General features: G+C 70.3%; 5 protein-coding genes, 1 tRNA gene and 1 rRNA gene. 6 read left to right on the top strand and 1 reads right to left on the bottom strand.

Annotated elements, in window-relative coordinates; all coding sequences use genetic code 11:
* The 3 genes from rrf to Q5694_RS25760 form a co-directional block, all read left to right on the top strand.
* A 5S ribosomal RNA gene (gene rrf, locus Q5694_RS34880) occupies positions 1 to 74 on the top strand; the annotation flags it as partial.
* Positions 75 to 188: 114 nt separating this feature from the next.
* Positions 189 to 851 carry a DegT/DnrJ/EryC1/StrS family aminotransferase gene (locus Q5694_RS25765; RefSeq protein WP_333935739.1) on the top strand — a complete coding sequence of 221 codons (663 nt, stop codon included), beginning with the start codon at positions 189 to 191 and terminating at the stop codon, positions 849 to 851.
* A 70-nt stretch (positions 852 to 921) separates the two neighbouring features.
* Positions 922 to 994: transfer RNA gene (locus tag Q5694_RS25760), tRNA-Thr, on the top strand.
* A 46-nt stretch (positions 995 to 1,040) separates the two neighbouring features.
* Here Q5694_RS25760 and Q5694_RS25755 read toward each other — a convergent pair.
* Positions 1,041 to 3,794, bottom strand: a complete 2,754-nt coding sequence (locus Q5694_RS25755; protein ID WP_333935730.1) for a SpoIIE family protein phosphatase — start codon at positions 3,792 to 3,794, stop codon at positions 1,041 to 1,043.
* Between the two features lie 380 nt (positions 3,795 to 4,174).
* Here Q5694_RS25755 and Q5694_RS25750 point away from each other — a divergent pair, with 380 nt between their 5' ends.
* From Q5694_RS25750 to Q5694_RS25740, 3 genes are all read left to right on the top strand, one after another.
* Entirely contained in the window at positions 4,175 to 9,646 is a 5,472-nt protein-coding gene (locus Q5694_RS25750) for a HAMP domain-containing protein (RefSeq protein ID WP_333935729.1), read from the top strand.
* A gap of 310 nt (positions 9,647 to 9,956) precedes the next feature.
* Complete coding sequence (locus tag Q5694_RS25745) at positions 9,957 to 10,637, top strand: response regulator (RefSeq protein WP_333935728.1); 681 nt, start codon at positions 9,957 to 9,959, stop codon at positions 10,635 to 10,637.
* A 128-nt stretch (positions 10,638 to 10,765) separates the two neighbouring features.
* Positions 10,766 to 13,516, top strand: coding sequence for a DNA translocase FtsK (locus Q5694_RS25740; protein ID WP_333935727.1), 2,751 nt, complete (start codon positions 10,766 to 10,768; stop codon positions 13,514 to 13,516).
* Positions 13,517 to 13,732 lie beyond the last annotated feature (216 nt).

Genomic DNA, 13,732 nt, shown 5'->3' with positions numbered 1-13,732 from the left:
ACCCGGAAGCTAAGCCTTACAGCGCCGATGGTACTGCAGGGGGGACCCTGTGGGAGAGTAGGACGCCGCCGAACAATTCTTACAAGGGTTGGGCCCCGGACTTCGGTTCGGGGTCCAACCCTTTTTTGTTGCCCGTCACTTGAAGTTCACGTTGCGCAACGAGCATGCACGGCATGGGTACTGCCGCAATGCTCAGGGCCGCCGGAGTCGGACTCGGTGACGAGGTCGTCGTGCCGGCCTTCGGGAACGTCGAGGTTGCCGAGGCCGTCGCCATGGCCGGAGCCATGCCCGTGTTCGCCGACATAGACCCCGTCACCTACTGCCTCGACGCCGACGCCGTGGAGGCGGCCGTGACCCCCCGGACCGCGGCCGTCGTCGTGGTGCACCGCTTCGGCCGGCTCGCCGACCTCGCGCGGCTGCACCAGGTGGGGCAGCGGCACGGGCTGCTCGTACTCGAGGAGGGGGAGTCCGAGGCGCCGTACGACGAGATAGCGCAGCGCAGGGAGCGCGCGGCGTATCTGCACGCGAAGTTGAGGGGCGTGCGGACGCCGGACGACGGTGACGGGCACTCCTATCAGCAGTACGTCGTGCGGGTGCCGGGGAACGGGCGCCCGGACCGGGACGCCTTCGCGCGGGCCGTGCGGAGCAAGGGAGTTGAGTGCCGGGTGCCGGTGAAGACCCCCGTGCACCGGCTGCCCGAGTTCCGGCGGTGCGTGTCCCTGCCGGAGACCGAGCGCGCTGCCGACGAGACCCTCGCACTGCCGGTCGACGCCGCCCTCACCAAGCGGGACATGCAGCGGATCGTGTCCGCCTGCAATGCCCTGGGCGGCCTGTTGCAGCCGGCTTTCTGACGTGGTTGGGAGCACTCTTGTGTTCGGGGTATGATCTATTCCGTTGCCGCGGGGAAACCCCAAGCGACAGGCCCCTATAGCTCAGTCGGTAGAGCGTCTCCATGGTAAGGAGAAGGTCAACGGTTCGATTCCGTTTGGGGGCTCAAACAGAAAGGCCCCACCCTCACGGGTGGGGCCTTCTTGCTTGTCCTAGTCCTGCTGGAGGCCGGGGACGCGCATGGCCAGGATCGCCATGTCGTCGGACGGGGCGTCCGAGGCGAAGCGTTCCACTGCCCGCATGATGCGCGCCGCGACCGCTCCGGCCGTCAGGCCCGTGCAGGTGGTCAGGACGTCGGCGAGGCCGTCGTCGCCCAGCATGCGGGTGCCCTCGCGGCGTTCGGTGACGCCGTCCGTGACGCACAGCAGGACGTCACCCGGGTCCAGGGTGACCGTCTCCTCGTAGAGCTCCAGGTCGTCGATGACGCCGAGGAGCGGCTGGGGTTCGGCGGCCGGTTCGACCGTGCCGTCCTGGCGCAGACGCAGCGGCAGGGGGTGGCCGGCGCAGACGACCTTCAGTTCGGCGCTGCCGTCCTCCTGGGGGCGCATCTCGCCGTACAGGAGGGTGAGGAAGCGGCTGCGGGCGCCCTCGTCGAGGATGGCGGAGTTGAGGCGTTCCAGGACAGCCGGGCCGCTGAGGCCCTCCCGGGCGAGGAGGCGCAGGGCGTGGCGGGCCAGGCCCGTGACGGCCGCGGCGTTCGGGCCGGTGCCGCAGACGTCGCCGATGGCGAAGCCGTAGGCGCCGTCGCGGATGGGAAAGACGTCGTAGAAGTCACCGCCGACCTCGTTGCCCTCGCCGGCGGCGCGGTAGATGACCTCGACCTCGACGCCCTCGATGGACGGGAGCTCGGGCGGCAGGAGGCTGCGCTGCAGGGACTGGCTGATCGCCGTGCGCTCCGAATAGAGGCGGGCGTTGTCCAGAGCGAGGGCGGCCCGGCGCGAGAGGTCCTCGGCGAGTTCCAGGATCTCCTGGCGGAAGTGCTCGTCGGCGGGCTTGCCGAGGGTGAGCATGCCGATGACGCGGTTGCGGGCGACCAGCGGGAGGACGACCGTCTCGCCGCCGACCGCGGAGGCCGTGGCGAGAGTCGGACCGATGCCGGGAGTGACCTGGTTGCCGGTGCCGCCGCTGAGGCCGAGGCTGCGCATGGAACTGCGCAGGGCGGACTGGTGGGCGTTCTCACCGGGGGCCGACCACACGCGGGCGCCGGGCGTGGGGACCGGGTCGGGTGGCGGGATCTTGGACAGCAGGGACTTGATGCCGTCGATGAGTTCCTCGTCCTCGTGCAGGACGTAGGAGAGGTCGGGCTCGGACGACTGGTCGGCGATCGTGTAGACGGCGCACCAGGTGGCGAGGGTCGGGACCGTCATCTGGGCCATCAGCGCCAGGGTCTGGTCGCGGTCGAGGGTGCCGGCGAGCAGGTCGGAGGCCTCGACCAGGAAGCTGAGGGAGCCGCGGCGCAGCCGCTCCAGCTCGCCCAGGCGCGCCGACTCGACGGCGAGGGCGATGCGGTCGGCGGCGAACTGCAGGCGCAGGGCCTCTTCGTTGGAGTACCTGGCGGGAGCCTCCGCCGCGACGCCGAGGGAGCCGGTGAGGCGGCCTTCGACCTTCAGCGGGACCGTGACGACCGAGCGCATGCCGGTGCCGTTCAGCAGGGGAACCGCGCCGGGGACGGCCGAGAGGTCGTCGTGGACGGCGGGCATGCGGGCCGAGCCGTAGCGGCCGGGGCCCGCCTCGACGGGGACGCGGGCGAAGCGCTGGCGGGCGGAGGGCAGGCCGGTGGAGGCGCGGACCTCCAGTTCGGTCTCGTCGTCGGTGGCGAGCAGGAGGAAGGCGGAGTCGCCGTCGAGCATGTCACGGGCGCGCTCGACGGTGCGTTGGAGGAGGCCGTCGAGGTCGTCCGGGGCGGGGGAGCCGATGAACACCTCGAAGGGGTCGGTGCTCTGGCCCTCGGTGCTGCTGGGACCGTCGGAGGCCGGGACGCGCAGGGGCGTCTGGAGGACGGCCCGTTCGTGGTCGCGTACCAGGAGGCACACGGTTGACGGCTCGCCACCGGTGTCCCGTACGCGCAGGTGGGAGGCGTAGACGGGGACGACCCGGCCGTCGGCGTCGCGGATGCCGTAGCTGCCCTCCCAGCGGGACAGGCGCAGGGCCTCGGCGATGCCGGTGCTGGTGCCCGGGGTGTGCGGCCAGGCGGCGAAGTCGGTGAGGGGTTTGCCGGTGACCTGGTCGGCGGGGTAGCCGAAGAGGTCCTCGGCGTCCTCGTTCCAGGCGGTGATGTGGCCGGTGCGGTCGATCTGGATGACGGCCACGCGGACCCGGCCGTCGGCCAGCGGGAGCAGCTCGGCGGGGAGGGCCGGTCCGGCGGCTCGGGTGCCGACCGCGCGTGCGGGCAGGTCGAGCTGGAACCAGACGGTCTTGTGGGTGGGGGTGTACTCGACGCCCCAGCGGCCGGCGAGGGCCGCGCACAGCTGCAGGCCGCGGCCGCCCTCGCGGTCGGGGCTGCCCATGTTGACGGCCGTGCCCTGGAGGGGGACCTCGCGCTCCGGGTACCGGTCGGCGACCTCGATGCGCGCGCCTTCGTCGCTGCGCAGGCACAGCACGTCGGCGGAGGTGCCGGCGTGGACGACGGCGTTCGTCACGAGTTCGCTGGTGAGAACGACTGCGTCGTCGACGATGTCGGCGAATCCCCAGCCCTGGAGGGTGTCGCGGACGAACGAGCGGGCGCTCGCGACCGAGCGCCCGACGGGCTCGAAACTGGCGGCCGCGCGCGCGGTGATCACAGAACTCCTCGACCGGTTCTCGTCGTGCTGGGCTGGGGGGCCGTCCGGATCGTGCCGCTGGTGCGGCAGTCCGCCCGTCGGCCGGGGGTCCGGGGGCTGTTCCCCCGGGATCAGTCCGGTGGTCATGTGTCTGCGGCCGCCCCTCCGATGCCCGCTCGTCTTCGTGCCACCGCCCAGGCCGGACGGACCGGCGCGGCTGGACAGCCGGATGCAAGGTTACTTACCTTCGCGGTCCGAGCGGGTGCCGGTCTGCAGTGTTTCCGTCCGGAGGGTGTGCGGACGATGTGCGAAGCTGCCGAACTGTTATGGCCTGGTTCGGCCGGGATGAAACACTGGGCAGGCTTCCTGTACGGGTCCGGGCAGGTTGAGTGCCGGAGGCGTACGGCGGGCAGCAGCCCTCTGGGACCGGCCTGGCATGCAGGGCGGACAATGCGCAGTAGTAACCGGTACGCCGAGAGTGGAACCCGAGCACAGCAGTGACGGTCGACCCCTGCGGGAGGGACACAGTGGAGTCTGGCGCAGCGACGCGTGGCAAGAGGACGCGCGCGAAAGGCGGACAGTCCCCGAGCAACCAGGGCACAGCGCGCAACGGCACGACCGAGGTGGACACGGCGGCGCTGAACAGGCTGCTGTCGGCCCTGGTGTCGATGCGGGACGGCAATTTCCGCAAGCGGCTGACGGTGTCCGGCGACGGCGTGATGTCGGAGATCGCGGCGGTCTTCAACGAGGTGGCCGACCGGAACCTGCATCTGACGGGTGAGCTGTCACGGGTGCGGCGGATGGTGGGCCGCGAGGGGAAGCTGACCGAGCGGCTGGAGACGGGCGTCTGCGAGGGCTCGTGGGCGACGGCGATCGACAACTCGAACGCCCTGGTGGACGACCTGGTGCGCCCGGTCTCCGAGGTCAGCCGGGTGCTGTCGGCGGTGGCGGACGGTGATCTGTCGCCGCGCATGGAACTGCGCACGCACGTGCCGGAGGGGAACGGGCAGCCGCTGCGGGGCGAGTTCCTCAAGGTCGGGCGGACCGTGAATAACCTGGTCGACCAGCTGTCGACGTTCACCGACGAGGTCACGCGCGTGGCCAGCGAGGTGGGCACCGAGGGCAAGCTGGGCGGTCAGGCGCGGCTGCGGGGCATGTCCGGGTCGTGGAAGGACCTCACCGACTCCGTCAACACGATGGCGCACCGGCTGACGGCCCAGGTGCGGGACATCGCGCTGGTGACGACGGCGGTCGCCCGGGGTGATCTGTCGCGGAAGGTCACGGTCCACGTGGCCGGCGAGATGCTGGAGCTGAAGAACACCGTCAACACGATGGTGGACCAGCTGTCGGCGTTCTCCTCCGAGGTGACGCGGGTGGCCCGCGAGGTGGGAACCGAGGGCGCGCTGGGCGGTCAGGCGCAGGTGCCCGGCGTGGACGGTGTGTGGAAGGAACTCACCGATTCCGTGAACACCATGGCCGGGAACCTCACGGCCCAGGTGCGCGGGATCGCCGAGGTGACGACCGCGGTCGCCAACGGCGACCTGTCGCGGAAGGTGACCGTGCCGGCCCGCGGCGAGGTGGCGCAGCTCGCCGAGACGATCAACCAGATGACCGAGACGCTGCGGATCTTCGCGGACGAAGTCACGCGCGTGGCGAACGAGGTCGGCGCCGAGGGGCGGCTGGGCGGTCAGGCGAACGTGCCGGGCGCGGCGGGGACGTGGAAGGACCTCACCGATTCGGTGAACACGGTCTTCCGGAACCTGACCACGCAGGTGCGGGACATCGCGGCCGTGACGACGGCGGTGGCGAACGGCGATCTGTCGCAGAAGGTCACGGTCGACGTGGCCGGCGAGATGCTGGAGCTGAAGAACACCGTCAACACGATGGTGGACCAGCTGTCCGCCTTCGGTGCCGAAGTGACGCGTGTGGCCCGTGAGGTGGGTGTCGAGGGCGAGCTGGGCGGCCAGGCGCAGGTGCCGGGCGCGGCCGGTACGTGGAAGGACCTGACGGACTCCGTCAACACGGCGTTCCGCAACCTCACCGGGCAGGTGAGGAACATCGCCCAGGTGACGACGGCGGTGGCGAACGGAGACCTGTCGCAGAAGGTCACGGTCGACGTCTCCGGCGAGATGCTCGCCCTGAAGAACACCGTCAACACGATGGTCGACCAGCTGTCGAGCTTCGCGGACCAGGTGACCCGGATGGCCCGGGACGTGGGCACGGAGGGCCGGCTGGGCGGTCAGGCCCGGGTCGACGGTGTGTCGGGCACGTGGAAGGAACTGACCGACTCCGTCAACTCGATGGCCGGCAACCTCACCTCCCAGGTGCGCAACATCGCCCAGGTGACGACGGCCGTGGCGCGGGGCGACCTCTCGCAGAAGATCGACGTGGACGCCCGGGGCGAGATCCTGGAGCTGAAGAACACCATCAACACGATGGTCGACCAGCTGTCCGCCTTCGCGGACCAGGTGACCCGGGTGGCCCGCGAGGTGGGCACGGACGGCCGGCTGGGCGGCCAGGCGCAGGTGCCCGGCGTCGCCGGTGTGTGGCGCGACCTGACCGACTCGGTGAACGGCATGGCCGGCAACCTCACCGCGCAGGTGCGCAACATCGCCCAGGTGGCGACCGCGGTGGCCCGGGGTGACCTGTCGCAGAAGATCACGGTGGACGCCCGGGGCGAGATCCTGGAGCTGAAGAACACCCTGAACACGATGGTGGACCAGCTGTCGTCGTTCGCCCAGGAGGTCACGCGGGTGGCCCGTGAGGTGGGTACGGAGGGCATCCTGGGCGGTCAGGCCGAGGTGCAGGGCGTCTCCGGCACCTGGAAGGACCTCACCCAGTCCGTGAACGGCATGGCGAACAACCTGACCATCCAGGTGCGCAACATCGCCGAGGTCACGACGGCGGTGGCCCGGGGCGATCTGTCGAAGAAGATCACCGTCGACGCCAAGGGCGAGATCCTCGAGCTGGTGACGACCGTCAACACGATGGTCGACCAGCTGTCCTCCTTCGCCGAGCAGGTGACCCGGGTGGCCCGTGAGGTGGGCACCGAGGGCATCCTGGGCGGCCAGGCGCACGTGCCGGGGGTCACGGGCATCTGGAAGGACCTCAGCGACAACGTCAACCTGATGGCCAAGAACCTGACCACGCAGGTGCGCAACATCTCCCAGGTCTCGGCGGCGGTCGCCAACGGTGACCTGACGCGGCAGGTGACCATCGAGGCGCGCGGTGAGGTCGCGCAGCTCGCCGACACGATCAACACGATGGTGAAGACGCTGAGTTCCTTCGCCGAGCAGGTCACCAAGGTGGCCCGCGAGGTGGGCACGGACGGCATCCTGGGCGGCCAGGCGCACGTGCCGGGCGTGGCCGGTACGTGGAAGGACCTCACCGAGTCGGTGAACCAGATGGCGTCGAACCTGACGGGCCAGGTGCGCAACATCGCCATGGTGACCACGGCCATCGCGAAGGGCGATCTGACCAAGAAGATCGACATCGACGCCCGGGGCGAGATCCTGGAGCTGAAGACGACCATCAACACGATGGTGGACCAGCTGTCGTCGTTCGCCGAGGAGGTCACGCGCGTGGCCCGCGAGGTGGGCACCGAGGGGCAGCTCGGCGGGCAGGCACGCGTGCGTGACGTCGACGGCACCTGGCGGGACCTGACGGAGTCGGTGAACGAGATGGCCGGGAACCTGACCCGGCAGGTGCGTGCCATCGCGCGGGTGGCGACCGCGGTGACCCGCGGCGATCTCAACCTGAAGATCGACGTGGACGCCTCGGGGGAGATCCAGGAACTGCAGGACTACATCAACAAGATGATCGCCAACCTGCGCGACACCACCATCGCCAACAAGGAGCAGGACTGGCTCAAGGGCAACCTCGCCCGGATCTCCGGCCTCATGCAGGGCCGCCGGGACCTGGAGGACGTGGCCTCGCTGATCATGAGCGAGCTGACCCCGGTGGTCTCGGCCCAGCACGGCGCGTTCTTCCTCGCCATGCCGCTGGTCGACGGCGAGGAGATCAACGCCGCGGACGACGACCAGTACGAGCTGCGGATGGTCGGCTCGTACGGCTACTCGATGGGGTCGATGCCGACGTCGTTCCAGCCCGGTGAGGCGCTGATCGGGACGGCCGCCACGGAGAAGCGCACGATCCTGGTGGAGAACGCGCCCAGCGGTTACCTGAAGATCTCCTCGGGGCTCGGTGAGGCGCCGCCCGCGCAGGTGATCGTGCTGCCGGTGCTGTTCGAGGGGAAGGTCCTCGGCGTCATCGAGCTGGCGTCCTTCACGCCGTTCACGCAGATCCAGAAGGACTTCCTGAACCAGATCGCGGAGATGATCGCCACCAGTGTCAACACCATCTCCGTCAACACCAAGACCGAGCTGCTGCTGGCGCAGTCGCAGGAGCTGACCGAGCAACTGCGCGAACGGTCGGCGGAGTTGGAGCAGCGGCAGAAGGCCCTGCAGGCGTCCAACGCCGAACTGGAGGAGAAGGCCGAGCTGCTGGCCCAGCAGAACCGGGACATCGAGGTGAAGAACACCGAGATCGAGGAGGCGCGGCAGGTCCTGGAGGAGCGTGCCGAGCAGCTCGCGGTGTCGATGAGGTACAAGAGCGAGTTCCTGGCGAACATGTCGCACGAGCTGCGTACGCCGCTCAACTCGCTGCTGATCCTCGCCAAGTTGCTGGCCGACAACGCCGAGGGCAACCTCTCGCCGAAGCAGGTCGAGTTCGCCGAGACGATCCACGGGGCCGGTTCCGACCTGCTCCAGCTCATCAACGACATCCTGGACCTGTCGAAGGTCGAGGCGGGCAAGATGGACGTCTCCCCGACGCGGATCGCGCTCGTGCAGCTGGTGGACTACGTGGAGGCCACCTTCCGTCCGCTGACCGCCGAGAAGGGCCTGGACCTGTCGGTGCGGGTCTCGCCCGAGCTGCCGGCCACCCTGCACACCGACGAGCAGCGGCTGCTGCAGGTGCTGCGCAACCTGCTGTCGAACGCGGTGAAGTTCACCGATTCCGGTTCGGTGGAGCTGGTGATCAGGCCGGCGCGGGAGGACGTTCCGCAGAAGATCCGCGAGCAGCTGCTGGAGACCGGGTCGCTGACCGACCCGGACGCCGAGCTGATCGCGTTCTCGGTGACCGACACCGGCATCGGCATCGCGTCCAGCAAGATGCGGGTGATCTTCGAGGCGTTCAAGCAGGCCGACGGCACCACCAGCCGCAAGTACGGCGGCACGGGCCTGGGTCTGTCGATCTCGCGGGAGATCGCCCAGCTGCTGGGGGGTGAGATCCACGCGCAGAGCGAGCCCGGCCGTGGCTCGACCTTCACGCTGTACCTGCCGCTGCACCCCAGCGAGCTGCCGCCGCAGGGCTACCAGCAGCAGCTGCCCGCCCTGGAGGCCGCCGAGGCGGCGCTCTCCGCGGGCGACCCGGCGCAGCTGTCCGAGGCGGAGGCCGAGACGCCCGCGGAGGCGACGTCGTACCGCGAGACGCAGAACGGGTCCGCCGCGCTGTTCCGGCGGCGGCGCAGGACGCCCGAGCTGCCGCCGCGGCCCTCCCAGCCCGAGCAGTGGGTCCCGGCCGAGCAGGAGCCGGTGGCGAAGCCGCAGCGGGGCATCCGGTTCGGCGGTCAGAAGGTCCTGATCGTCGACGACGACATCCGCAACGTCTTCGCCCTGACCAGCGTCCTGGAGCAGCACGGCCTGTCGGTGCTGTACGCCGAGAACGGCCGCGAGGGCATCGAGGTGCTGGAGCAGCACGACGACGTGGCGGTGGTGCTGATGGACATCATGATGCCCGAGATGGACGGGTACGCGACGACCACGGCGATCCGCAGGATGCCGCAGTTCGCGGGGCTGCCGATCATCGCGCTGACCGCGAAGGCGATGAAGGGCGACCGGGAGAAGGCGATCGAGTCGGGCGCCTCCGACTACGTCACGAAGCCGGTCGACCCCGATCACCTGCTGACGGTGATGGACCAGTGGATGCGCGGCGAATGAGGACGGGCCCGCCGGCCGGCCGGCGGGCCGTGAGGGGACGGCCCGGGTGCGGACTCCGGGCCGCGAATTCGGTGGGTACCGGCCGTGTAGAACCGGAAGATCCGGGGAACCTTCAGGTCTCCTGCTGCGTTTCTGCTATGTGCACAGTGACAACACGGTGACAGGGTGTGGCGACGGGCGGGGTGCGGCTACGATGACCGGCACAAGGACGGACGACGCAAGGGAGTCGTCCCCTGGGGCGGCACCCACCGACGCTTCCCCAGGTCCTGCGGACAGGGGAGGCCCCACGCCGGGGCGAGGAGGGCGGGCCATGGTGCAGAAGGCCAAGATCCTCCTGGTCGATGACCGGCCGGAGAATCTGCTGGCGCTGGAGGCGATCCTCTCCGCGCTCGATCAGACGCTGGTGCGGGCATCGTCCGGGGAGGAAGCGCTCAAGGCGCTGCTCACGGACGACTTCGCGGTCATCCTGCTGGACGTGCAGATGCCGGGCATGGACGGGTTCGAGACCGCCGCGCACATCAAGCGGCGCGAGCGGACCCGGGACATCCCGATCATCTTCCTCACGGCGATCAACCACGGCCCCCACCACACCTTCCGGGGCTACGCGGCGGGCGCGGTCGACTACATCTCCAAGCCGTTCGACCCGTGGGTGCTGCGCGCGAAGGTCTCCGTCTTCGTCGAGCTGTACATGAAGAACTGCCAGCTGCGCGAGCAGGCGTCCCTGCTGCGGCTGCAGTTGGAGGGCAACGGCAAGGACGCGGGCGGCGAGGCCAAGGAGTCGGCCGGGCTCCTCGCGGAACTCTCCGCGCGGCTCGCGGCCGTCGAGGAGCAGGCCGAGGCGCTCAGCAAGCAGCTGAACGACGATTCGACCGACGCCGCCGCGGTGGCGACGGCGGCTCATCTGGAGCGCAAGCTCACGGGGTTGCGGCGGGCGCTGGACGCGCTCGAGCCGGGCGCCGGAAGCACTTCCTCGGTGTCCTCGCAGAACTGACGCGCGGGCAGGCCGGGTTGCCTCCCGGCGACCGCGCGTCAGCCTCGCACCTCTTCCGGAAGCGACACGAACGGGTGAAGCCGTGGGCACACGTGTCCCCTGTCGTCTCCACCGGTAACCTCACACCCATGGCCTCACGTCCCTCCGCAGCCAGGAAGCCGCCCGCGAAGAAGGCGGCCGCTTCGGCGAAGGCTCCGGCGAAGAAGGCCGCTGCCCGAAAGGCCCCCGCGAAGAAGGCGCCCGCCAGGAAGGCCGCGGCCAAGAAGGTCGCGCCCAGGCCGGCTCCCAGTCCCACCGGGGGCGTGTACCGGCTCGTGCGCGCCGTGTGGCTCGGCGTGGCGCACGCCGTCGGCGCCGTCTTCCGCGGCGTAGGGCAGGGTGCCAAGAACCTGGACCCGGCCCACCGCAAGGACGGCGTCGCCCTGCTGCTGCTCGGCATCGCCCTGATCGTGGCCGCCGGGACCTGGGCCGACCTCGAGGGGCCCGTGGGCGACCTGGTCGAGATCCTGGTGACCGGTGCCTTCGGCCGGCTCGACCTGCTCGTGCCGATACTGCTCGCGGTCGTCGCGGTGCGGTTCATCCGCCACCCGGAGAAGCCCGAGGCCAACGGACGCATCGTCATCGGCCTGTCCGCGCTCGTCATCGGCGTGCTCGGCCAGGTCCACGTCGCCTGCGGCTCACCCGCGCGCGGTGACGGCATGACGGCCATAAGGGACGCCGGAGGCCTCATCGGCTGGGCCATGGCGACGCCGCTGTCGTACGCCATGGGCGATGTGCTCGCGGTGCCGCTGCTGGTGCTGCTGACGATCTTCGGGCTCCTCGTCGTCACCGCCACCCCGGTCAACGCCATCCCGCAGCGGCTGCGGCTGCTCGGGGTGCGGCTCGGCCTCGTCCGGGACCCGGCCGAGTACGACGACTACGGGTACGCCGAGGACGACGAGCGCTACGAGGAGCAGTGGCGCGAGGCGCTGCCCGCGCGCCCGCGGGGCAGGCGCGCGCCGGCGCCCGCGGCGTACGACCCCGACAGCGCGGAGCAGGAGGCACTCTCGCAGCGGCGGGGCCGGCCCCGCCGCTCGGCGGTGCCCCAGCCCGACATGGACCGGCCCAGGGACGCCGTGGACGTCGCCGCGGCGGCCGCGGCGGCGCTCGACGGCGCCGTGCTGCACGGCATGCCGCCCTCGCCGGTCGTCGCCGACCTCACCCAGGGCGTGCGGGCGGGGGACCAGGAGGCGACCACACCGACACCCGTTCCGGCCGCCCGGCCCCAGGTCCAGCCCGCCCAGCCGCCGCAGGCGGAGCCGGAACCGCTCAAGCCGAAGGCCGGCGTCCGCGACCTGACCAAGGCGCCCCCCGCCGAGCCCCGCGAGCTGCCCCCGCGTGCGGAGCAGCTCCAGCTCTCGGGCGACATCACCTACTCCCTGCCGTCGCTGGACCTGCTGGAGCGCGGCGGCCCGGGCAAGGCCCGCAGCGCCGCCAACGACGCCATAGTGGCCGCGCTGACCACCGTCTTCACCGAGTTCAAGGTCGACGCCAGGGTCACCGGCTTCACGCGCGGGCCGACGGTCACGCGCTACGAGGTGGAACTCGGCCCCGCCGTGAAGGTCGAGCGCATCACCGCGCTCGCCAAGAACATCGCCTACGCCGTCGCCTCCCCGGACGTGCGGATCATCAGCCCCATCCCCGGCAAGTCCGCGGTCGGCATCGAGATCCCCAACACCGACCGCGAGATGGTCAACCTCGGCGACGTGCTGCGCCTCGCGGAGTCCGCGGAGGACGACGACCCGATGCTGGTCGCGTTCGGCAAGGACGTCGAGGGCGGCTACGTCATGCACTCGCTGGCGAAGATGCCCCACATGCTGGTGGCCGGCGCCACCGGCTCCGGCAAGTCGTCCTGCATCAACTGCCTGATCACCTCGATCATGATGCGGGCGACGCCCGAGGACGTACGGATGATCCTGGTCGACCCCAAGCGGGTCGAGCTGACCGCCTACGAGGGCATCCCGCACCTGATCACGCCGATCATCACCAACCCCAAGCGGGCCGCCGAGGCGCTCCAGTGGGTCGTGCGCGAGATGGACCTGCGCTACGACGACCTCGCCGCCTACGGCTACCGGCACATCGACGACTTCAACAAGGCCGTGCGCGAGGGCAAGGTCAAGCCGCCCGAGGGCAGCGAGCGCGAACTCCAGCCGTATCCCTACCTGCTGGTCATCGTCGACGAGCTGGCCGACCTGATGATGGTCGCGCCCCGCGACGTCGAGGACGCGATCGTGCGCATCACGCAGCTCGCGCGCGCGGCCGGCATCCACCTGGTCCTGGCCACGCAGCGCCCCTCGGTGGACGTCGTCACCGGCCTGATCAAGGCGAACGTGCCCTCCCGGCTCGCCTTCGCCACCTCCTCGCTGGCCGACTCGCGCGTCATCCTCGACCAGCCGGGCGCCGAGAAGCTCATCGGCAAGGGCGACGGGCTGTTCCTGCCCATGGGGGCCAACAAGCCCACCCGTATGCAGGGCGCCTTCGTGACCGAGGCCGAGGTCGCGGCGGTCGTGCAGCACTGCAAGGACCAGATGACGCCGGTCTTCCGGGACGACGTCGTGGTGGGCACCAAGCAGAAGAAGGAGATCGACGAGGACATCGGCGACGACCTCGACCTGCTGTGCCAGGCGGCCGAGCTGGTCGTCTCCACGCAGTTCGGCTCGACGTCCATGCTCCAGCGCAAGCTGCGCGTCGGCTTCGCCAAGGCCGGGCGGCTGATGGACCTCATGGAGTCCCGGAACATCGTCGGACCGAGCGAGGGTTCGAAGGCTCGTGACGTTCTCGTGAAGCCCGACGAACTGGATGGCGTGCTCGCCCTGATCCGGGGGGAGTCTGAAGGGTAGGGAAACGGCGCACGGTGATCGTCGGGCCGTACGGCAATCGGGTGTCCTGATCGTGACTCACCCGTAAGGACCAACGGGCAACCGTTTCCCTTCGCCGTACGTCAAGTTGAGGGAAGCGAAACGCAGCGACCCCACCATCGGACTGTCGGGCCATTCCGATGGCGTACAAAGTGTCACCGCCCGGTTGCCCCACCTTTTCGCACTCCCCCTAGACTG

Source organism: Streptomyces sp. AHA2 (genome assembly GCF_036857595.1).
Lineage (GTDB): Bacteria > Actinomycetota > Actinomycetes > Streptomycetales > Streptomycetaceae > Streptomyces.
The sequence above is the reverse complement of the archived record's forward strand: the minus strand, read 5'-3'. Positions and strand labels throughout refer to the sequence as shown.

Coding starts and splice junctions, on each gene's coding strand:
- Q5694_RS25765 (WP_333935739.1), top strand. CDS start 189: ATGCTCAGGGCCGCCGGAGTCGGACTCGGTGACGAGGTCGTCGTGCCG.
- Q5694_RS25755 (WP_333935730.1), bottom strand. CDS start 3,794: ATGACCACCGGACTGATCCCGGGGGAACAGCCCCCGGACCCCCGGCCG.
- Q5694_RS25745 (WP_333935728.1), top strand. CDS start 9,957: ATGGTGCAGAAGGCCAAGATCCTCCTGGTCGATGACCGGCCGGAGAAT.
- Q5694_RS25740 (WP_333935727.1), top strand. CDS start 10,766: ATGGCCTCACGTCCCTCCGCAGCCAGGAAGCCGCCCGCGAAGAAGGCG.